Here is a 17,519-nt window from a genome sequence, read left to right on the forward strand (position 1 = left end):
TTAAAGGGCCGTTTTTATATTAGATCAATAACCAGGTTGCGGTGCCTAAAAAGGCAAAAATACCAACAATATCGGTGACGGTTGTCAGTACCACACTGCCGGCGAGGGCTGGGTCAATTTTCATTTTCTTAAGAATTAACGGAATACTCGCACCCGCGATACCAGCGGCAACAAGATTCATAAACATCGCAAACGCTAAGACCGCACCGAGCTTAAAGTCCCATTGCCATAGGGCAACCACACCAGCAATTAATATCGACCAAATAACGCCATTCAGTGCGCCTATCGCCAGTTCCTTAAGTAATAAGAAGCGTTGGTTTGTTTGGTTGATATGGCCAACCGCTATACCACGAATAACCAGTGTTAATGTTTGGCTACCTGCAACACCACCCATTGAAGGTACGATACCATTTAGTACCGCCAAAATAGGCAAGATTGCTAAGGTGTTTTCAAAAAAGCTTGCCACAATTGCTGCTAGCAATGCGGTTAATAAGTTAACTCCCAGCCAAATAGAGCGACGCTGCGAACTTTTGAGTACTGGCGCAAAGGTATCTTCTTCGTCGTCAAGACCAGCAAGGCTTAACATGCTATGTTCAGCATCTTCACGGATTACGTCAACGATATCATCGATGGTAATACGACCAAGTAAGTGAGCGTTATCATCAACAACAGGGGCTGAAATCCAGTTATGACGCTCGAACAATTGCGCTACATCACTTTCATCCATTGAGATCAGGATTGACTCGCACTCTTCATCCATTAAATCACGAACAATTTTATCCGATGAGTTGGTCAGTAATGTGGTTAACGAAAGCGCGCCTAAAAAGCAGTTATGTTTATCAACAACGTATAAGTCATCTGTACCCTCTGGTAGTTCACCACGCAAGCGTAAATAGCGCAGGACTACATCTAAGGTAACATCTGGACGGATTGTTACCGTATCGCTGTTCATCAGGGCACCGGCTGAACGCTCTTGGTACGACAGTGCCTGAGTTGCCCTTTCTCTATCTTGCGAGTCCATTGCACTGACTACGTCTTGATAAACGGTGTCAGGAAGGCTACGAAGAACTTCACCTAAGTCATCGTCGTCCATGTCTTCGGTTGCAGCAGCAATGTGCTCAGGCTCCATCTGAGCAATAATACCTAAACGTACGTCTTCAGAGAGTTCTTCTAAAACATCACCACGCACATCTGGGTCTACCAACTGCCATAGCATGCGACGAATTTTATGGGGAGATGACTCTAATAATAAAGCGGTATCACACGGAGCTGTTTTAGCGAGCATGCCTCGCACCTGAACAAATTGTCCACTATTGAGTGACTTGGTCACTTGTTTAAGTTGTTGTAGTGGGTAGTCTTGTTCAAAGGCTTCTGGCATTGGCGTCCTTACAACTGAAAATAGATTAATACAGATTCTGCAAATACAGCATAGTTGCTAAGTGGTGTATTTGCAGGATATCTTCACACTGCGATAAAATTATTAAGTGCTTTGTATTTTTAAGGTGTGAACGATATAAAAGTAGGATATTTAAAGAGAATTATAAATACCTGAACTAAGTTTAACTTAAACGGTTAAGCCTTAGCAAACGCTATTCTTGTTCATGAAAGCGTTGTGCAATTAATTCTCCAATTGCGTTCAGTGCAGCCTCTGCATCTGGGCCTTCACATACCACACGCACTTCTTTACCTTGACTACTTTCAAGTAGCATTAAGGCTAAAACACTATCACCTTCAGCTTCTTTATCGTCTTGATAAAGCATAATTTTAGCATCAAATTGCAAAGCAAGTTGTGCTAAAACAGTGGCTGCTCGTGCGTGCAAGCCAAGCTTATTTTGAATTAAAAACGTGTCTTCTGCGTGCATCTGGCATCCAATTAAATATCTTGCTCGCGATGGCGGATTTTTACGTTCGCATGCGTTTTTGAAAAGCTATCACCAATGGTCTGCGCTAAATATACCGAGCGATGTTGCCCGCCAGTACAACCAATTGCGATAGTAAGATAGCTTCGATTGTTACGCTCAAGGTGAGGCAACCATGTTTGCACAAATGTTTGAATTTGCCATGTAAATTTTTGCACTATGCTATGACTTGCAAGGTAATCTTTTACTGGTTGATCTAAGCCAGTGAGTGGCTTTAGATCTGGCTCCCAATGTGGATTTGGTAAAAAACGTGCATCAAATACGTAATCGGCTTCTTTTGGAATACCATGTTTAAAGCCAAACGACATAAAGGTGATAATCAGCTTTTTATCTTTTTTACCTAAGATCTTTTCACGAATTGATTCAGCTAACTGATGAACACTCAGGTCGGTGGTATCAATCATAAAATCAGCGCGCGTGATCAGTACATCCAGTAATACTCTTTCTTGCTTAATTGCTAAATCGAGTGGCAGCGAGTCAATCGATAGAGGATGTAAGCGTCGCGTTTCAGAAAAGCGTTTGATCAGAGTTTGGTCATCACTGTCTAAATAGAACAGTGTTGGGTTTGCAAAACCTGGCAGGTATTCAAGAATATCATTAAACTCTTGCTGCTCTTTCGGTAAGTTACGCACATCTATGCTGACTGCTATTTTGTCATAGTTGTCTGAAACGCTACGAACAAGCGAAGGTAATAAGTTGACTGGGATATTATCAACACAGTAGTAACCCAAGTCTTCAAGTACACGTAAAGCGACCGATTTACCTGAGCCTGAGCGACCGCTGATGATAATTAATTCCATTTATGCCTCTGCTGATATGACCTGAAACAGTTCGTGGTCTGTTTTGGCGCTACGTAACTGTTTACAAAACTCTTTATCTTTTAGTCTATCAGCAATTGTCGATAAGGTCTTTAGGTGAAGTTGGCTGTCTCCATCTGGTACGATGAGTGCAACGAAAATATCCACAGGTCGGTTATCAATTGCGTCAAAATTGATTGGGGATTCACTCACTATGACAAATGCCTTTGGTTGCTCTGCACCACTCATGCGGCCATGTGGAATAGCAATGCCACGACCAATACCTGTACTGCCTAATTTTTCTCTATTGAGTAAGGCATCAAGGACGTCTTGTTGAGATAAATGAGGAAGCTGCTGGTGAGCCAGCTCGCTGATATATTCAAGGATTCTTTTTTTGCTATTAAAAAGGACCGCAGCTTTGCTGCAGTCCTGGTTAGTAAGTGAACTAAGTTTCATAATTTAGTGTCGAGCTAATTTCTCTTTGTGTTTAATGACTTGACGATCTAGTTTATCGATTAGCGAGTCAATGGCTGCATACATATCTTGGTGTGCAGTTGAGGCAAAGAGCTCGCCTCCATTTACATGTAAAGTTGCTTCTGCTTTTTGGCTTAATTTTTCTACATCTAGAATGACATGTACATTATTAATGTGGTCAAAATGCCTTTCTAGTTTTGCAAACTTGCTGTTTACATAGTCTCTTAATGAATCAGTGATTTCTACATGACGACCAGTTAAATTTAGTTGCATAAGCATTTTCCTTCTATGTAAAACGTCTAAATCAAACTCTTACGCTGATTAGACGGAGGTATCGCTAGAGACTCTCGATATTTTGCAATTGTGCGTCTAGCTACTTTAATTCCTTGCTCAGCCAATATATCTGCAATTTTACTATCACTCAATGGTTTAGCTGAGTTTTCTGCAGCGATAAGCTTTTTGATCAAAGCGCGAATTGCTGTTGATGAACACTCACCACCGTTTTCTGTGCTGACATGGCTTGAGAAGAAATATTTCAACTCAAAAATCCCGCGAGGGGTGTGCATGTATTTTTGTGTTGTAACACGTGAAATTGTCGATTCATGCATTTCGACCATTTCTGCGACATCGTTCAGCACCATTGGTTTCATGGCTTCTGGGCCATGTTCAAAAAATGCTTGTTGTTGCTGTACGATACAATTGGTCACTTTTAAAAGTGTATCGTTACGGCTCTCTAAGCTTTTAATAAACCATTTAGCTTCTTGTAAATGAGAGCGAATAAACTGGCTATCGCTGCTCGATTTTACTGAGCGTGACATAGCTGCATATTGGCTATTCACTCTAATTTTTGGCATACAATCTGGGTTTAGTTCAACGACCCAACGACCTTTAACTTTTTTAACCGATACATCGGGTATAACGTACTCAGACTCTTCGCGAACTATGCTGTCTGCTGGCTTAGGGTTTAAGCTGTGGATCAGCGTCATTACTTCTTTTAGTTCGCTTTCTTTAAGCTTAGTCTTTTTCATCAAAGTGCGATAGTCGCGACTTGCTAATAATTCAATATGCTCAGATAAAACCATTTTAGTTTCAGCTAAATACGGCGTACTCGCATCGAATTGGCGAAGCTGGATACATAAGCACTCTTGTAAGCTACGGGCACCAATCCCTACTGGATCAAACAACTGTATTCTCTTTAAGACCGCTTCGACTTCATCTAGTTCGATTTCTTCTTCATCATTATTTTGATTAAAACTTTCGACTATGTCTTCGCAGCTAACAGTTAAAATACCTGAGTCATCAATTGCCTCTACGATGGCGACAGCGATCGCTTCATCGGTTGGGCTAAATGGTGTGAGTTGTAATTGCCACATAAGGTATTCATGGAGGGTTTCAGTCGATGCACCTTGATAAATTGACTCATCTTCTGGCATTGGACCTGATGATGTTGATGGGGCTGCACTCATGTACTCATCCCATGTCACATCCATAGCTAAATCGTCACTAACGGTGTCTTTGTTAAGGGCATCGCTGCTTTCTTGTTCGTACTCACTCGGCGCTTCTTCGGCCGATGCACTTAGCTGAGTATCATCAGATTCAGCTTTTTGCTCGTTCTTACCAATGTTTTCATCGTTGTAATCTGCTTCTTCCACTTCAAGCAGAGGGTTACTATCAAGTGCTTCTTGAATTTCTTGCTGGAGATCCAATGTACTAAGCTGCAGCAAGCGAATTGCTTGTTGCAGTTGTGGAGTCATTGTAAGTTGCTGGCCCATGCGCAGCTGTAATGATTGCCTCATGTATCCCTAACAATCCTTTTATGTGTTATCGACACCTGTGCAGTCACAGGTAAATTTATATCGATTTATTGTCATTGTTATTTAGTTTAGCAGATGCGCTAGATGGTGGCTTATTGGTTATAGCCTGAATTGCTCACCTAGATACACATCGCGTACGGTTTGGTCAGCTAAAACATGCTCAGGTGTTCCTGATGCAATTAGCTCCCCATGAGAAACAATGTAGGCTTTTTCACAAACATCAAGGGTTTCTCTAACATTATGGTCAGTGATTAATACACCAATACCACGATTTTTTAAGTGTTCAATAATTTTCTTTATATCTAACACTGAAATAGGATCAACACCAGCAAAAGGCTCATCTAACAAGATAAATTTAGGGTTTGCGGCTAATGCCCGAGCAATTTCTACGCGACGACGCTCGCCCCCAGATAAGGCCATACCTTGACTATCACGAATATGCTGAATACTAAATTCATCAAGTAAGTTGTTGAGTGTTTCTTCTCGGCCTTGTTTATTTAAATCTTTACGCGTTTCTAAAATAGCCATTAGGTTTTGATAAACCGTTAACTTTCTAAAAATAGATGACTCTTGTGGTAGGTAACCAATCCCTAAACGTGCTCGGCTATGCATTGGCAAAAGTGTAATATCATTATCATCAATGCTGATCTTGCCTTTATCGCTAGGTACTAAGCCAACAATCATATAGAAAGTGGTGGTTTTGCCTGCGCCATTTGGGCCAAGCAAACCAACGATACTGCCCGCTTCAACCTCAAGACCCACATTTTTGACAACTTGGCGGCCTTTATAACTTTTTGCTAAAAGCTCTGCTTTTAATGTGCTCATGGTTGGCCTTTATCGTCTTGTTTGTTGTCAACAGGCACTAAGATTGTGTGTACACGGTCTGTTGAGTTTTCGTCTTTTTCTGCGCTAATTAGTTGTTGTGCCATATCATAAGTAATGCTTTTCGCTGTTACTTTTTGGCCTGCTTGAGTCACTTCGGCTTCGCCATTTAAAGTTAAGAAGCGCTTGGCTACGTCGTAGCGAACTTCTTCTGCACTGGCGCTCATTACCGTGCCATCTGCTTGCTTTTCTTCAAAATAAGCAGGCTTACCTGTGGCGATAATTAACTCAACAGTACCTTCTGTATCACCACCATGGGCTTCAAGGCGTTCGGCTGTGATCCGGCGGTTACCATGTATAATTTCGACATTGCCTTCAAATATACCAACGCCATCTTTTAGCTTACCAGTTTGACGATCTGAGCTTATGCTAATTTGTGCGCCTGTCTGCTCGGCAGCTACGCCTGAAAAGGCAATCAATAAGCTTGGGATCAGGAGTAATTTCTTCAGTTTATTGGTCATAGTATATGGTTCGTGTATGGTTAGTTAACTCTACAATCTCGGTTTTTAAATTAGCTTTTAGGCCTTTACCGGTAATTTTTAAATTTGGTCCTGTTAGCGTCACAGGTTGCTTCGAAAACATGGTCATTTGTTCTATATCAACGTTAATGTTTTCAGCTTTAATATCTTCGATCATGCCATTATGGGTTAAGTTTTTAGCAACAACATCGCCTTCAAAAATAAGCTGATCGTTTTCATATAAGGTGGCTTCTTTAGCTTTTACTTGCCAAATTTGCTGGTCGCCATAAAGTGTAAAAATAGGTTGCTCAAAAAAGGTAAACCCAAGCTGCTGATAAAGCTCCATTTTCGCAGCGGCCACTTTATGGCTAATCTTGCCTTGCTCATCATAAGCGGTTTGCTTTAGTGCAACGGCCGTATAATCGGGAGTTGCAATAATCTCGTCTTCACTATTTATTGTGTTTGTTGTTTGGTTAAAGTACGGATACCACAACCACACCATGCAACAAACAAAAACAATACTCAGTAAAATACGGGCTATATTCATGCGCTGGTTCCATCGCTAGTTAACGGCTTACCGTTTTCTAACATCAGTAAATCTGTTAATTCACGTACAGCGCCAAAGCCACCCGGTAGCATGGTCGTATAGTGAGCCAGTTTTTTTATCAGTGGGTGCGCATCATTGACTGCTACCGCAAAGCCTACTTTTTCCATTACAGGCAAATCAGGGCCATCGTCACCAATGTACGCTATTTGCTCATCTTCTAGGCCAAGTTTATCTTTTAACTCTTGGTATGCAATCAGCTTTGTTTCTTGGCCTTGATAAATATGCTGCACGGTTAGGCTAGTCATTCGCTGCTGAACTATTTGTGAATGGCGCCCAGTAATAACGGCAACTTCAAAGCCACTATTAATGAGTGCTTTTATGCCAAAGCCATCTTTGGTATTAAATGCTTTAAGCTCTTCGCCCTGATTTCCAAGATAAATTCGGCCATCAGAAAAAACGCCATCAATATCACATATTAGTAACTTAACTTTTTGAGCACGCTGACTTACATCAGGACTAAGGGGCTGGTATAGCTCGGCGAATGTCATTACTTACAGAACTCCTGCTTTTAATAGGTCTTGCATATTAAGCGCGCCAATCGGTGTGTTATTTTTATCGATTACAATCAAGCCGTTGATACGTTTGCGTTCCATAATATTTAACGCCTCAGCAGCCAGCATCTCTGCACTGGCTGTAGTACATGAGCGCGTCATGACCTGGCTAATGGCGGTACTATGAATATCAATACGTTGCTCTAAAATACGACGTAAATCACCATCCGTAAATAAGCCGCAGAGTTTTTGGTCTTCCGCGACCACGGCTGTCATACCTAACCCTTTAGCAGACATTTCAATAAGCGCATCTTTAATGCTTTGCGACTCGTGCACTATTGGTGTTGCATCACCACTGTGCATTACATCGTTTAATGTAAGCAACAAGCGCTTACCTAGGCTGCCTCCGGGATGAGATAATGCAAAGTCATCGGCTGTAAAGCCACGTGTTTCGAGTAAAGCAACAGCCATTGCATCACCCATAACCAAAGTTGCTGTAGTGCTTGCCGTTGGCGCAAGACCCAGTGGGCATGCCTCTTGGCTAACTTTAATGCAAACATGCACATTAGAGAGCTTTGCCATTGTTGAGTCAGGGTTACCTGTTAGCGAAATCATTTTTGCGCCAATTCGTTTAATAACAGGAATAATGCTTAACACTTCACTGGTTTCACCCGAATTCGAAATGCACATTACTACATCATCTCGAGTGATCATCCCTAGGTCGCCATGGCTTGCTTCGCCAGGATGAACGAAAAATGCCGGTGTACCAGTGCTTGCTAATGTGGCAGCTATTTTATTGCCAATGTGGCCAGACTTACCCATGCCTATAACGATGATACGGCCTGTGCATTGGTACATTAGCTGACAAGCTTGCTCGAAATGTTCATCGATGTACTGATCTATTTCGTGTAAAGCTTGCGCTTCAATTTCAAGAACGCGCTTACCTTGCGCAATAAAATTTAGCTGGGTCATTGATTATCCTATTTGGCTAAAAATATAGCCTTGATATGCAATAAATGCGACTAACAAAAAGCCACCTTCTACTCTATTGATGCGGCGAGCACCTTTAAAGTTCAATGACATGGCAATCAGCACTAAAGTAGCTGCAATCATGATAAGGGCATCGCGGTTCGCTGCAGATGGGTCGATAATCGATGGGTTGATGATCCCAGCCAGTGGTAAAACAGCGAGTAGGTTGAAAATGTTCGAGCCTACAATATTACCCAATGCTAAATCATCTTCGTTTTTCAATACCCCAGCAATACATGCAGCCAGTTCAGGTAGACTGGTACCAATAGCGATAATTGTTAAACCAATTACAAGGTCTGAAAGGCCAAAGTATTTAGCAATATCAACGGCTGATTCGACTAAAAAATGTGAGCTGATAGGTAAAAGTATCATACCGATAACAAGCCATAGGATAGCTGATTTAGTACTGACATTATCGGGAACATCTTCACATGCCTCGCTCACGAAAGGGTCATCGTCTTGATTTTTAGCGCGTAAAGAAACAATCACTAAGCCTGCGATGAAGACAACAAAGGCAAGAGCTAATGCGATACCTTCGGCAAACGAAAAGTAGTTATCTGAAAACACGTACCATGCCGCAATTGAGACAAGTAGTACTAAAGGCATTTCTCGTTTTAAGGTCATTGACGAGACAGAAAGAGGGCGAAGTAGTGCCGTTACGCCCAGTACTAGTAAGATATTGGTGATATTTGAGCCAACAGCATTACCTACTGCTGTATCAGTTTTACCGGCAAGCGCGGCAGAAGCAGATACCATCATTTCAGGGGCTGAAGAACCCATAGCAACAACCGTTAAACCTATGATTAGGGTCGGGATCCCCATATTTTTTGCGAGTGCAGCCGCACCATAAACAAACCGATCGGCACTCCAAACAAGTGCTGCAAAACCAATAATTAAAATGACAAAAGAAGTCACCATTGTGATACGCCAACATTACTGAAACAGATGACTGCAAATAGTAACAAAAGCGAGCAGGAAAGTATAAGTAAAAGAATAGGCTGGCAGGCACAAAGCGCGGTTTTTTAGGAATGAGATTTCAGGTGTGGTTAAGGAGCAACTGCGTAGAGTTTAATTTGGCGAATAGAAAATATTACAAAATTTTACGAATTGTTTTTTCCATCTTGACTAAAAAAACTTTAAAATGGCAAAACGAGTGAAAAACGTTATGGAGAGCGACTTGTCGCAATCAATAGTAGAAATCAAGGATGTAACCTTTTCACGGGGCGATAGAATCATATATAAAAATATGAGTTTTAACATTCCGAAAGGCAAGATCACCGCTATCATGGGACCGAGCGGCATAGGTAAAACCACCATGTTACGCTTGATAGGTGGTCAACTTAAGCCTGATTCTGGTGATATTTTGTTCGAAGGCAATAGTATTCCTAGCATGTCTCGCAAGGAACTTTATGCTGCCCGCACTAAAATGAGTATGCTTTTTCAAAGTGGTGCTTTATTCACTGATATGTCTGTGTTTGACAATATCGCTTTCCCCTTACGCGAACACACTCAACTTAGTGAAGATTTAATTCGGCTTGTAGTCCTTATGAAGTTACAAGCTGTAGGTCTTCGTGGTGCACAAGATTTAATGCCGTCTGAATTATCAGGTGGTATGGCACGCCGTGCAGCTTTGGCTCGCTCGATAGCCCTTGACCCCGAACTGATTATGTATGATGAGCCTTTTGCCGGCCAGGACCCTATATCGATGGGGGTACTTGTTAAGCTGATCAAATCACTGAATGAGGTGTTAGGTTTATCGTCGCTTATTGTAACGCACGATGTAACCGAAGTGCTTAGTATTGCAGATCACGTGATCATTATTGCTGATCAAGGTGTGATTGGTGAAGGCTCACCTGAGCAAATGCAAAATCATCAATCAGAGCTTGTTCAGCAGTTCTTAAAAGGATTATCGGATGGTCCTGTACCATTCCATTATCCTGCTCCTGCTTATGATGATGAATTATTGGGAGTACCGAATGCTTGATCTGTTTCAAAAGCTAGGTCACAAGACGTTAGGCCGTTTTGCTGCGCTTGGTCGCTCTACGCAAATGTTGTTTGGCGCATTAGTTAATATGCCAAACTTCAAAAAAGGCACGCCGTTACTGATCCGTCAGTTGTATATGGTCGGCTCACAATCGCTTTTAATCATTATGGTGTCGGGCCTGTTTATCGGCATGGTGCTCGCTTTACAAGGCTATACCGTATTAGTCGGTTATGGTGCTGAAGATAGCTTAGGGCCATTGGTGGCACTAAGTTTGTTACGCGAATTAGGGCCTGTGGTCACGGCGTTATTATTTGCTGGTCGCGCGGGCAGTGCACTAACAGCTGAAATCGGCTTGATGAAAGCCACTGAGCAATTATCTAGCTTAGAGATGATGGCAATTGACCCACTTAAACGCATTATTGCCCCGCGCTTTTGGGCTGGCTTTATTAGTATGCCATTGCTTGCATTAATATTTTCTGCTGTTGCTATTATCGGCGCTCACTTAGTTGGCGTTGATTGGCTTGGTGTTGATTCAGGTAGTTTCTGGTCAATCATGCAAGCGCAAGTGTCGTTTCAGCAAGATATTGTCAATGGCATGATTAAAAGCTTTGTATTTGCCTTGATTGTAACGTGGATTGCGCTTTACAAAGGGTATGACTGTATCCCTACTTCTGAAGGGATAAGTAAAGCGACAACAGAAACCGTTGTACACTCATCACTGGCAGTTTTAGGTTTTGACTTTATTTTAACAGCGGTAATGTTTACCAGCTAATTAGGGTATAAAGATGAATTCACGGAAATTAGAAATTTTAGTTGGCTTTTTTGTAGCCCTAGGTATTGCGGCTTTTGCATTGCTTGCATTCAAAGTAGCAAATGCCGGCATTAGTGGTAGCGGTGAAACGTACCAACTAAATGCCAAGTTTGAAAATATTGGTTCGTTAAAAGCCCGAGCGCCAATTAAGGTCGGCGGAGTTGTTGTGGGGCGTGTTGAGTCAATTTCAATTGATCCAAAAGAGTTTGTGCCAGTAGTTAACATGGCGATTGACGCAAACTATTTGTGTAAGTTTTCAGATACAACCTCTATCTCTATTTTAACATCAGGTATTTTAGGGGAGCAGTACTTGGGTATTAACCCGGTTATTGCTGCCGATTCTGCAGAGCAACGCTGCATGGGTGAAAAAGTGACAGCCGCTCAAGATGATGCTGCTTTAGATGATTTGTTTGGTGTTGAAAGTAAAGCGCTTGCTGATGGTGATTACATCACCGATACCAAGTCAGCATTAGTATTAGAAGAGCTGATAGGTCAGTTCTTGTTCAACCAAGGAAGTGAATAATGATGTTTAAAAAATTTCTAATCGCTTTAAGCGTGGTGTTTACGGTAGGTGTACACGCTGCAGAGCCTGAGGTCGATTTAAAAGACCCATACAAAATGGTGCGCAAAGTATCAGATAATACCTTTGCACGTATTACTAAAGATCAGCCTTTAATCGCCAAAGATAAAGAGTATCTAAGAGTGATCGTAGAAGAAGAGTTAATGCCTTACATTGACTACAAGTACGCTGCACTTCGTGTGTTAGGTAACCATGTATCAAAAGTACGTGCAATCGAAGATAAAGAAGAAAAGGCAAAAGCAATCAAAGATTTGCAACACTTCATTGATGTGTTTCAAAAATACCTAATTGCTACATACGCTGGTGTGTTTACGCAGTATACAAACCAAAGTGTTGAGTTTGGCCCAGCCCAGCCTTTTAAAGGTCAAGATGTGGTACTAGTCAAAACGAAAATTGTGGAACCAGGTAAGCCTGATATTAAAATTGACTTTAAAGTACGTGAAGACCGAGATGGTGATTGGCGTGCATACGACATGATTGCCGAGGGTATTAGCCTGCTTGACGCTAAACAAAGTGAATTACAAGGCATTTTGCGTCAACAAGGTATCGAACACGTGAGTGACTTACTTGAGCAAAAGAGCCAACTACCAGTGCAGTTTAGAGGTGAAGGTGGCGATGAGTAACGTTGATATTACTCAACTCGAGGATAATCAGTTTCGGGTCAGTGGTGAACTGACCCGAAACTCTATCGCCAATGAACGCCTTCTGAACACCAAGTCACAATCTACACACAAAACGTGGTATTTTGACCTTTCTGGTGTATCTAGGGTTGACACGGCGGGCTTAGCTTGGTTAATTCACTCTTTCGCAGAATTAAAGCAGCAAGGTATTCGCCTTGAATTGCAAAATATTCCTGAGCAACTGCAAAACTTGATGCAGTTGGGACAGGTCACAACCTTATTTGAGTGAGATTTATGGAAACAAGCCAAGTCGAAACGTTATTACGCGACGAATTAAAGCTAGACGAAGTGATTGTTAAAGCAAACGGTAGCCACTACGAAGTGATTGCTGTTGGTGAGTGTTTTGACGGTTTAACGCGCGTTAAGAAACAACAATTGGTCTATGCTCCGTTAATGTCAACAATCTCAGACGGTACAATCCACGCTGTATCAATCAAAGCGTTCACGCCGACTGAATGGAAACGCGAACAAAAATTTATTTTACCTCAATAGTTTCAGGGCCTCCTCATGGATCAATTTGTTATTCAAGGTGGCACCTCGCTGGCAGGTGAAGTCACTATTTCTGGCGCTAAAAACGCCGCACTTCCTATTTTGTTTGCAGCACTGCTTGGGCAAGGTAAAAGTACCTTTAGTAACGTACCTCGCTTACGTGATATCGGCACCACCGAAGCTTTACTTAAAACGCTTGGTGCAACGGTAGAATGGCAGCAAGATACGCTGATCATTGATGGCGCGACGGTTGATAAAACTTTAGCTCCGTATGAGCTGGTAAAACAAATGCGTGCCTCTGTGCTTGCTCTGGGGCCTTTAGTGGCACGTTTCGGTGAAGCACAAGTTTCACTGCCTGGTGGTTGTGCCATTGGTGCCCGCCCGGTTGATATTCATATTCAAGGACTTGAGCGCATGGGCGCAGTGATCAAGGTTGAAAATGGTTATATCAATGCCAAAGTTGATGGTCGTTTAAAAGGCGCCGAAATCTTCATGGAAATGGTGAGTGTTGGCGCAACAGAAAACTTACTTATGGCCGCAACGCTGGCTGATGGTAAAACAGTTCTTGAAAACGCTGCACGCGAACCTGAGATCACTGATCTTGCGAATTGCTTAATTGCGATGGGCGCTAAAATCAGCGGTGCAGGTACAAGCCGCATCGAAATTGAAGGTGTTGAGTCGTTATCTGGTTGTGAGTACAGTATTCTTCCAGACCGCATTGAAACAGGTACTTTCTTGGTCGCTGCGGCAATGGCTGGCGGCGAAGTATTGTGTAAAAACACAGATCACCATAGCCTTGATCCCGTGATTGAAAAGTTACGCGCTACGAATGCTTTGGTTGAAGTGACTGATAACAGTATTTACCTTGATATGCGTGGTCGTGAATTAAAAGCGGTTAACATTAAGACCATGCCGCACCCGGGCTTTCCAACCGACATGCAAGCGCAATTTACCGCTTTAAATGTGGTAGCGAAGGGCAGTGCTACCATCACTGAAACTATTTTTGAAAATCGTTTTATGCATGTACCTGAGTTACAGCGTATGGGCGCAAATATTCGCTTAGAAGGTAATACAGCAATTTGTGGTGATACAGAAAGGTTATCGGGCGCGCAAGTGATGGCGACAGATTTACGAGCGTCAGCAAGCCTTATTTTAACTGGTATTGTGGCGCAAGGTGAGACAGTTGTTGATCGCATTTACCACGTTGACCGTGGTTATCAGCGTATTGAAGACAAACTAAGTGCGCTGGGTGCTAATATTAAGCGCCGTTCAAGCTAATAACTTAATACTTATAAAAAAGCCTAACGTCTGTTAGGCTTTTTTTTGGTTAAGATTTTGACTCTAGTTCGCCAACAGTAACCATAATCTTTAATATCTCACCATCACGATAGACTTCAAATTCTAGCTTATTGCCCGGTTCAGTTTTTGCTAGTTTGTCTAAAACTAGTTGTGGGTTAGCAACCGAAATACCGCCGATTTTAATTACGATATCGGTTTCTCTGATCCCCGCTTGCCACGCCGGTCCAAACGGGTCTAGCTCGGTAATACGCATTCCTGCTACAGGCGTAAAGTTATCACTAACATCTTTGCCTGTGCTATCTATGCCGGTGCCTCTAAAACCTAAATAACCTCGTACAACACGACCATGTTTGATTAATATATCCATGATGTCTTTAGCGATTGAGTAGGGCACTGCAAAGAAAATACCTTGGATATCCAAATCTGCATGGGTTTTGAATTGCGCCGACGTGATACCTACTAAGTCACCTCGTGAATTAACTAATGCGCCACCTGAGTTTCCTACATTTATGGCAGCATCCATTTGTAATAGGCTGCTGTAAGGGCTGTCGATTAAGTTTTGCTTTCCTGTAGCGCTAATAATACCTTGGGTAATGGTTTGACCTAAATTAAGTGGGTTACCAATGGCTAAAACAACATCGCCTACACGTGGTTTAAAATTGTCATTAACAGGAATGACAGGTAAGTGTTCAGCGTTTATTTTTAATAAAGCTAAATCTGTTTCACTATCAAAGCCAATCACTTGAACATCATAAAAACGACGACCGTCTGCCAGTGTAATAATGATCAAGTCGGCATTTTTAATAACGTGATAATTAGTCAGAATGTAACCGTCTTGCGACATAATGACGCCTGAACCAAGTGCCTGAACAGTGTTTTGACGTTTGTAGCGTGGTTGGTTAGAAATACTTTCGGAAAAAATAGTTACCACAGAAGGGGCTGCACGTTGCACTGCATCGGCAAAGCTCATGTGCTGCGAGCTGATCGCAACGGGTAAATTCATGTTGGGTAATAAAGCGCTACGTAAACTCGGGCTAAAAAGCACGACCAAGAAGGCGATACCTAAACCAGTAAAAAGCGGCGGTAGGATAAATTTTAAAAGTTTTAGCACAATATTCTTATTATCAATGAGCAATTATTTAATGATGGCACAAAAAAAATAACAGCGGCAAGCACCACTGTTATTTTTTCATGAAAAATCAAATAAAATTATTGAATTAATACAAAAATAAGCTCTCGACCTCGTTTTACTCCTAGGACGATATTACCTTTAGTGTTTTCGATAATCTTATTCATGTCGCGGATTGTTTCAACACGTTGACGGTTTACTTGCATAATCACGTCACCTTCTTCAAGGCCTACCCGCGCAGCTGGAGAGCGTGCTGCCACACTGGTTATTTCAACTCCTTTGCCATCACTCTTCTGAGTGTTCTCTAATGTTGCACCTTGGAAAGCTGGGTGAGTTTCTTCGCCAGCTGCTGTTAGTGAAGCTGCGCCATCGAGGGTTACATTTACTATTTTAACTTTACCATCTCGATAAATACCTAGTTTTACGCGTTTGCCTTCACCAAGCGTAGCAATTTTGCTGCGTAGTTCATGGAACCCGCTGATCTCAGTGCCATCGACGCTGATGATCACGTCACCGGCTTTGATACCCGCTTTGCTTGCTGCGGTGTCATCCATCACCTGCATAACGTAGGCACCCTGTTTTACATCAAGTTTTTGTGCTTTAGCAAGGCCAGCGTCAAGCGGGCGACCCGAAATGCCCAGTGAACCGCGACGAACTTCGCCATGCTCAATAATTTGATCAACGAGGTTTTTCATCATGGTTGATGGGATAGCAAAGCCGATACCTACGTTTCCACCTGATGCGCCTAAAATTGCGGTGTTAATACCAATCAGCTCACCATTTAGGTTTACTAATGCACCACCAGAGTTACCTTGGTTAATAGCCGCGTCGGTTTGAATAAAGTCTTCATAACCTTCTATGTTTAAACCACTGCGACCAAGCGCACTCACAATACCTGAGGTTACTGTGTGGCTTAAACCAAATGGGTTACCGATTGCTACCGCAAAATCACCCACGCGCAGCTTATCTGAGTCGGCAATTTTTAGCTCAGTTAAGTCATCAGCATCAATTTGCAGCAATGCAATATCTGATTCTTTATCACTGCCAATTCTGGTTGCCTCGTACTCACGACCATCCTCAAGGGTGACAATCATTTTTTCTGCATCTTCGACAACGTGGTTATTGGTAACAATATACCCTTCGTCTGCATCAATTATGACGCCAGAACCAAGGCCGCTAAATTCACGTTTTTGACTACCGCCGCGTGGTACGCCAAAAAAGTCATCAAACGGTGTTGGACGACGACGAACTTCTTTTGAGCCTGAAACTTGAATACTCACCACGCCAGGGGTGATTTGTTCTAACATTGGTGCAAGGGTTGGTAACTGTTGACCATTTACCGCCACTGGCAGTTTAGCCATTGAAACTGCAGGCGCTAACAATAAGCTTGAAGATAAAATAGCAGCACTAATAACAGATAATTTCATTTTCATAGTCAGGGTTTACTCCACATCAGAGATAAAGCAAAAACTAAAAAGGGCTGCATAAGCAGCCCTTTTCTTGGTTTAGATATAAAGCTGTTATATCTAAAGACTATGGGGTCAAAAAAAAGTTCATCAAGAGGCTTTAGAATGTTCTGAAACTTTATTTGAACCAGTAAATAACCCTGTTTCACCGACCACATAGTCTGCAGGTTGTGCTTCTGCACTTGAGCGATCGCCACGACGGTCTTGTAATGAGCTTTGCAATTGCTCGGTGGTTTCTTTTGAAAAGAACGGCTCGTTAGGGTGCTGCTTTTTATCTGCTAATAATAGTTTGTTCGTTTCTTCAACATGGTTGAGAAGCTGGTCATAGTTATCTTTCATCTTTGAGACAAGTTTCCCTGTGCTTGCCAAGTGATCGGCAACATCTTGGCGGTATTGCTCAAGTGCATTATTAGCTTGCTCTACTTGTTGTTCTAACTCATCTTGCTTAAATTGTTTCTTTGTTACAAACGCACCAATGAAAAATGCCGAAATTGCAACGATGATAAGAATACCTACCCAGGTAATTGTGCCCATAAATCTACCCCTTTGGGAAAAAATAACAAAAACAAATGCTGTAAAAGCACTTATAGTCCAATCATTATTAAAATAT

Annotated in this window: 22 protein-coding genes; 7 read left to right on the top strand and 15 right to left on the bottom strand. The window is 42.1% G+C overall.

All coding sequences use genetic code 11. The features are described 5' to 3' along the window. Positions 1 to 19: 19 nt before the first annotated feature. The 12 genes from mgtE to AAEU31_RS14430 all read right to left on the bottom strand — a co-directional run bounded on the left by mgtE (position 20) and on the right by AAEU31_RS14430 (position 9,389). Entirely contained in the window at positions 20 to 1,378 is a 1,359-nt protein-coding gene (mgtE, locus tag AAEU31_RS14375) for a magnesium transporter (protein ID WP_135923426.1), read from the bottom strand. Positions 1,379 to 1,589: 211 nt separating this feature from the next. Next, on the bottom strand, positions 1,590 to 1,862 hold the full coding sequence (locus AAEU31_RS14380) for an HPr family phosphocarrier protein (protein ID WP_135923427.1): 273 nt from the start codon (positions 1,860 to 1,862) through the stop codon (positions 1,590 to 1,592). A gap of 11 nt (positions 1,863 to 1,873) precedes the next feature. Then, positions 1,874 to 2,719, bottom strand: a complete 846-nt coding sequence (rapZ, locus tag AAEU31_RS14385; RefSeq protein WP_135923428.1) for an RNase adapter RapZ — start codon at positions 2,717 to 2,719, stop codon at positions 1,874 to 1,876. Then, positions 2,720 to 3,172 carry a PTS IIA-like nitrogen regulatory protein PtsN gene (gene ptsN / locus AAEU31_RS14390; protein WP_421967576.1) on the bottom strand — a complete coding sequence of 151 codons (453 nt, stop codon included), beginning with the start codon at positions 3,170 to 3,172 and terminating at the stop codon, positions 2,720 to 2,722. 3 nt (positions 3,173 to 3,175) lie between these two features. Continuing rightward, positions 3,176 to 3,463 carry a ribosome hibernation promoting factor gene (hpf, locus tag AAEU31_RS14395; RefSeq protein WP_135923430.1) on the bottom strand — a complete coding sequence of 96 codons (288 nt, stop codon included), beginning with the start codon at positions 3,461 to 3,463 and terminating at the stop codon, positions 3,176 to 3,178. 26 nt (positions 3,464 to 3,489) lie between these two features. Continuing rightward, positions 3,490 to 4,986: an RNA polymerase factor sigma-54 gene (locus tag AAEU31_RS14400; RefSeq protein ID WP_135923431.1), complete on the bottom strand. Its 1,497-nt coding sequence runs from the start codon at positions 4,984 to 4,986 to the stop codon at positions 3,490 to 3,492. 117 nt (positions 4,987 to 5,103) lie between these two features. Next, positions 5,104 to 5,829, bottom strand: coding sequence for an LPS export ABC transporter ATP-binding protein (gene lptB, locus AAEU31_RS14405; RefSeq protein ID WP_135923432.1), 726 nt, complete (start codon positions 5,827 to 5,829; stop codon positions 5,104 to 5,106). Continuing rightward, complete coding sequence (lptA, locus tag AAEU31_RS14410; RefSeq protein WP_135923433.1) at positions 5,826 to 6,347, bottom strand: lipopolysaccharide transport periplasmic protein LptA; 522 nt, start codon at positions 6,345 to 6,347, stop codon at positions 5,826 to 5,828. Before lptA ends, lptB begins: the two co-directional genes overlap by 4 nt. After that, complete coding sequence (gene lptC, locus AAEU31_RS14415) at positions 6,337 to 6,891, bottom strand: LPS export ABC transporter periplasmic protein LptC (protein ID WP_135923434.1); 555 nt, start codon at positions 6,889 to 6,891, stop codon at positions 6,337 to 6,339. The genes lptA and lptC overlap by 11 nt, the downstream gene beginning before the upstream one ends. After that, on the bottom strand, positions 6,888 to 7,439 hold the full coding sequence (kdsC, locus tag AAEU31_RS14420) for a 3-deoxy-manno-octulosonate-8-phosphatase KdsC (protein WP_135923435.1): 552 nt from the start codon (positions 7,437 to 7,439) through the stop codon (positions 6,888 to 6,890). The genes lptC and kdsC overlap by 4 nt, the downstream gene beginning before the upstream one ends. Before the next feature lie 3 nt (positions 7,440 to 7,442). Continuing rightward, positions 7,443 to 8,414, bottom strand: coding sequence for a KpsF/GutQ family sugar-phosphate isomerase (locus AAEU31_RS14425; protein WP_138558036.1), 972 nt, complete (start codon positions 8,412 to 8,414; stop codon positions 7,443 to 7,445). A 3-nt stretch (positions 8,415 to 8,417) separates the two neighbouring features. Next, complete coding sequence (locus AAEU31_RS14430) at positions 8,418 to 9,389, bottom strand: calcium/sodium antiporter (RefSeq protein ID WP_138558035.1); 972 nt, start codon at positions 9,387 to 9,389, stop codon at positions 8,418 to 8,420. A 247-nt stretch (positions 9,390 to 9,636) separates the two neighbouring features. On the opposite strand from AAEU31_RS14430, the gene mlaF reads away from it, so the two are divergent. The 7 genes from mlaF to murA are packed head-to-tail and all read left to right on the top strand — an operon-like array spanning position 9,637 to position 14,293. Beyond that, complete coding sequence (mlaF, locus tag AAEU31_RS14435) at positions 9,637 to 10,455, top strand: phospholipid ABC transporter ATP-binding protein MlaF (protein WP_135926228.1); 819 nt, start codon at positions 9,637 to 9,639, stop codon at positions 10,453 to 10,455. Further along, entirely contained in the window at positions 10,448 to 11,227 is a 780-nt protein-coding gene (gene mlaE / locus AAEU31_RS14440; protein WP_135923438.1) for a lipid asymmetry maintenance ABC transporter permease subunit MlaE, read from the top strand. The genes mlaF and mlaE overlap by 8 nt, the downstream gene beginning before the upstream one ends. A 13-nt stretch (positions 11,228 to 11,240) precedes the next feature. Continuing rightward, on the top strand, positions 11,241 to 11,789 hold the full coding sequence (gene mlaD / locus AAEU31_RS14445; protein WP_135923439.1) for an outer membrane lipid asymmetry maintenance protein MlaD: 549 nt from the start codon (positions 11,241 to 11,243) through the stop codon (positions 11,787 to 11,789). A gap of 2 nt (positions 11,790 to 11,791) precedes the next feature. Next, a complete protein-coding gene (locus tag AAEU31_RS14450; RefSeq protein WP_135926229.1) occupies positions 11,792 to 12,469 on the top strand; it encodes an MlaC/ttg2D family ABC transporter substrate-binding protein in 678 nt (225 codons plus the stop codon). Continuing rightward, entirely contained in the window at positions 12,462 to 12,755 is a 294-nt protein-coding gene (locus tag AAEU31_RS14455) for an STAS domain-containing protein (protein ID WP_135923440.1), read from the top strand. Before AAEU31_RS14450 ends, AAEU31_RS14455 begins: the two co-directional genes overlap by 8 nt. Before the next feature lie 5 nt (positions 12,756 to 12,760). Continuing rightward, positions 12,761 to 13,018, top strand: a complete 258-nt coding sequence (locus AAEU31_RS14460; protein WP_065978178.1) for a BolA family protein — start codon at positions 12,761 to 12,763, stop codon at positions 13,016 to 13,018. Positions 13,019 to 13,033: 15 nt separating this feature from the next. Further along, positions 13,034 to 14,293, top strand: coding sequence for a UDP-N-acetylglucosamine 1-carboxyvinyltransferase (gene murA, locus AAEU31_RS14465; protein WP_135923441.1), 1,260 nt, complete (start codon positions 13,034 to 13,036; stop codon positions 14,291 to 14,293). 49 nt (positions 14,294 to 14,342) lie between these two features. On the opposite strand, the gene AAEU31_RS14470 is transcribed toward murA, so the two are convergent. The 3 genes from AAEU31_RS14470 to AAEU31_RS14480 form a co-directional block, all read right to left on the bottom strand. After that, positions 14,343 to 15,425 (bottom strand): trypsin-like peptidase domain-containing protein, encoded by a 1,083-nt coding sequence (locus AAEU31_RS14470; protein WP_135923442.1) that lies wholly within the window; start codon positions 15,423 to 15,425, stop codon positions 14,343 to 14,345. Positions 15,426 to 15,523: 98 nt separating this feature from the next. Beyond that, positions 15,524 to 16,876 carry a Do family serine endopeptidase gene (locus AAEU31_RS14475; protein WP_295510943.1) on the bottom strand — a complete coding sequence of 451 codons (1,353 nt, stop codon included), beginning with the start codon at positions 16,874 to 16,876 and terminating at the stop codon, positions 15,524 to 15,526. 123 nt (positions 16,877 to 16,999) lie between these two features. Continuing rightward, positions 17,000 to 17,443 (bottom strand): Z-ring associated ZapG family protein, encoded by a 444-nt coding sequence (locus AAEU31_RS14480; RefSeq protein WP_135923444.1) that lies wholly within the window; start codon positions 17,441 to 17,443, stop codon positions 17,000 to 17,002. Between the last annotated feature and the right edge of the window lie 76 nt (positions 17,444 to 17,519).

This window comes from Pseudoalteromonas thalassia (assembly GCF_049257215.1).
In the GTDB taxonomy this organism is placed as follows: Bacteria; Pseudomonadota; Gammaproteobacteria; order Enterobacterales; family Alteromonadaceae; genus Pseudoalteromonas; species Pseudoalteromonas lipolytica_C.

Excerpts from the sequence above, each read along its gene's own strand:
- mgtE (WP_135923426.1), bottom strand. The coding sequence starts at position 1,378 with ATGCCAGAAGCCTTTGAACAAGACTACCCACTACAACAACTTAAACAA.
- AAEU31_RS14380 (WP_135923427.1), bottom strand. The coding sequence starts at position 1,862 with ATGCACGCAGAAGACACGTTTTTAATTCAAAATAAGCTTGGCTTGCAC.
- rapZ (WP_135923428.1), bottom strand. The coding sequence starts at position 2,719 with ATGGAATTAATTATCATCAGCGGTCGCTCAGGCTCAGGTAAATCGGTC.
- ptsN (WP_421967576.1), bottom strand. The coding sequence starts at position 3,172 with ATGAAACTTAGTTCACTTACTAACCAGGACTGCAGCAAAGCTGCGGTC.
- hpf (WP_135923430.1), bottom strand. The coding sequence starts at position 3,463 with ATGCAACTAAATTTAACTGGTCGTCATGTAGAAATCACTGATTCATTA.
- AAEU31_RS14400 (WP_135923431.1), bottom strand. The coding sequence starts at position 4,986 with ATGAGGCAATCATTACAGCTGCGCATGGGCCAGCAACTTACAATGACT.
- lptB (WP_135923432.1), bottom strand. The coding sequence starts at position 5,829 with ATGAGCACATTAAAAGCAGAGCTTTTAGCAAAAAGTTATAAAGGCCGC.
- lptA (WP_135923433.1), bottom strand. The coding sequence starts at position 6,347 with ATGACCAATAAACTGAAGAAATTACTCCTGATCCCAAGCTTATTGATT.
- lptC (WP_135923434.1), bottom strand. The coding sequence starts at position 6,891 with ATGAATATAGCCCGTATTTTACTGAGTATTGTTTTTGTTTGTTGCATG.
- kdsC (WP_135923435.1), bottom strand. The coding sequence starts at position 7,439 with ATGACATTCGCCGAGCTATACCAGCCCCTTAGTCCTGATGTAAGTCAG.
- AAEU31_RS14425 (WP_138558036.1), bottom strand. The coding sequence starts at position 8,414 with ATGACCCAGCTAAATTTTATTGCGCAAGGTAAGCGCGTTCTTGAAATT.
- AAEU31_RS14430 (WP_138558035.1), bottom strand. The coding sequence starts at position 9,389 with ATGGTGACTTCTTTTGTCATTTTAATTATTGGTTTTGCAGCACTTGTT.
- mlaF (WP_135926228.1), top strand. The coding sequence starts at position 9,637 with ATGGAGAGCGACTTGTCGCAATCAATAGTAGAAATCAAGGATGTAACC.
- mlaE (WP_135923438.1), top strand. The coding sequence starts at position 10,448 with ATGCTTGATCTGTTTCAAAAGCTAGGTCACAAGACGTTAGGCCGTTTT.
- mlaD (WP_135923439.1), top strand. The coding sequence starts at position 11,241 with ATGAATTCACGGAAATTAGAAATTTTAGTTGGCTTTTTTGTAGCCCTA.
- AAEU31_RS14450 (WP_135926229.1), top strand. The coding sequence starts at position 11,792 with ATGTTTAAAAAATTTCTAATCGCTTTAAGCGTGGTGTTTACGGTAGGT.
- AAEU31_RS14455 (WP_135923440.1), top strand. The coding sequence starts at position 12,462 with ATGAGTAACGTTGATATTACTCAACTCGAGGATAATCAGTTTCGGGTC.
- AAEU31_RS14460 (WP_065978178.1), top strand. The coding sequence starts at position 12,761 with ATGGAAACAAGCCAAGTCGAAACGTTATTACGCGACGAATTAAAGCTA.
- murA (WP_135923441.1), top strand. The coding sequence starts at position 13,034 with ATGGATCAATTTGTTATTCAAGGTGGCACCTCGCTGGCAGGTGAAGTC.
- AAEU31_RS14475 (WP_295510943.1), bottom strand. The coding sequence starts at position 16,876 with ATGAAAATGAAATTATCTGTTATTAGTGCTGCTATTTTATCTTCAAGC.
- AAEU31_RS14480 (WP_135923444.1), bottom strand. The coding sequence starts at position 17,443 with ATGGGCACAATTACCTGGGTAGGTATTCTTATCATCGTTGCAATTTCG.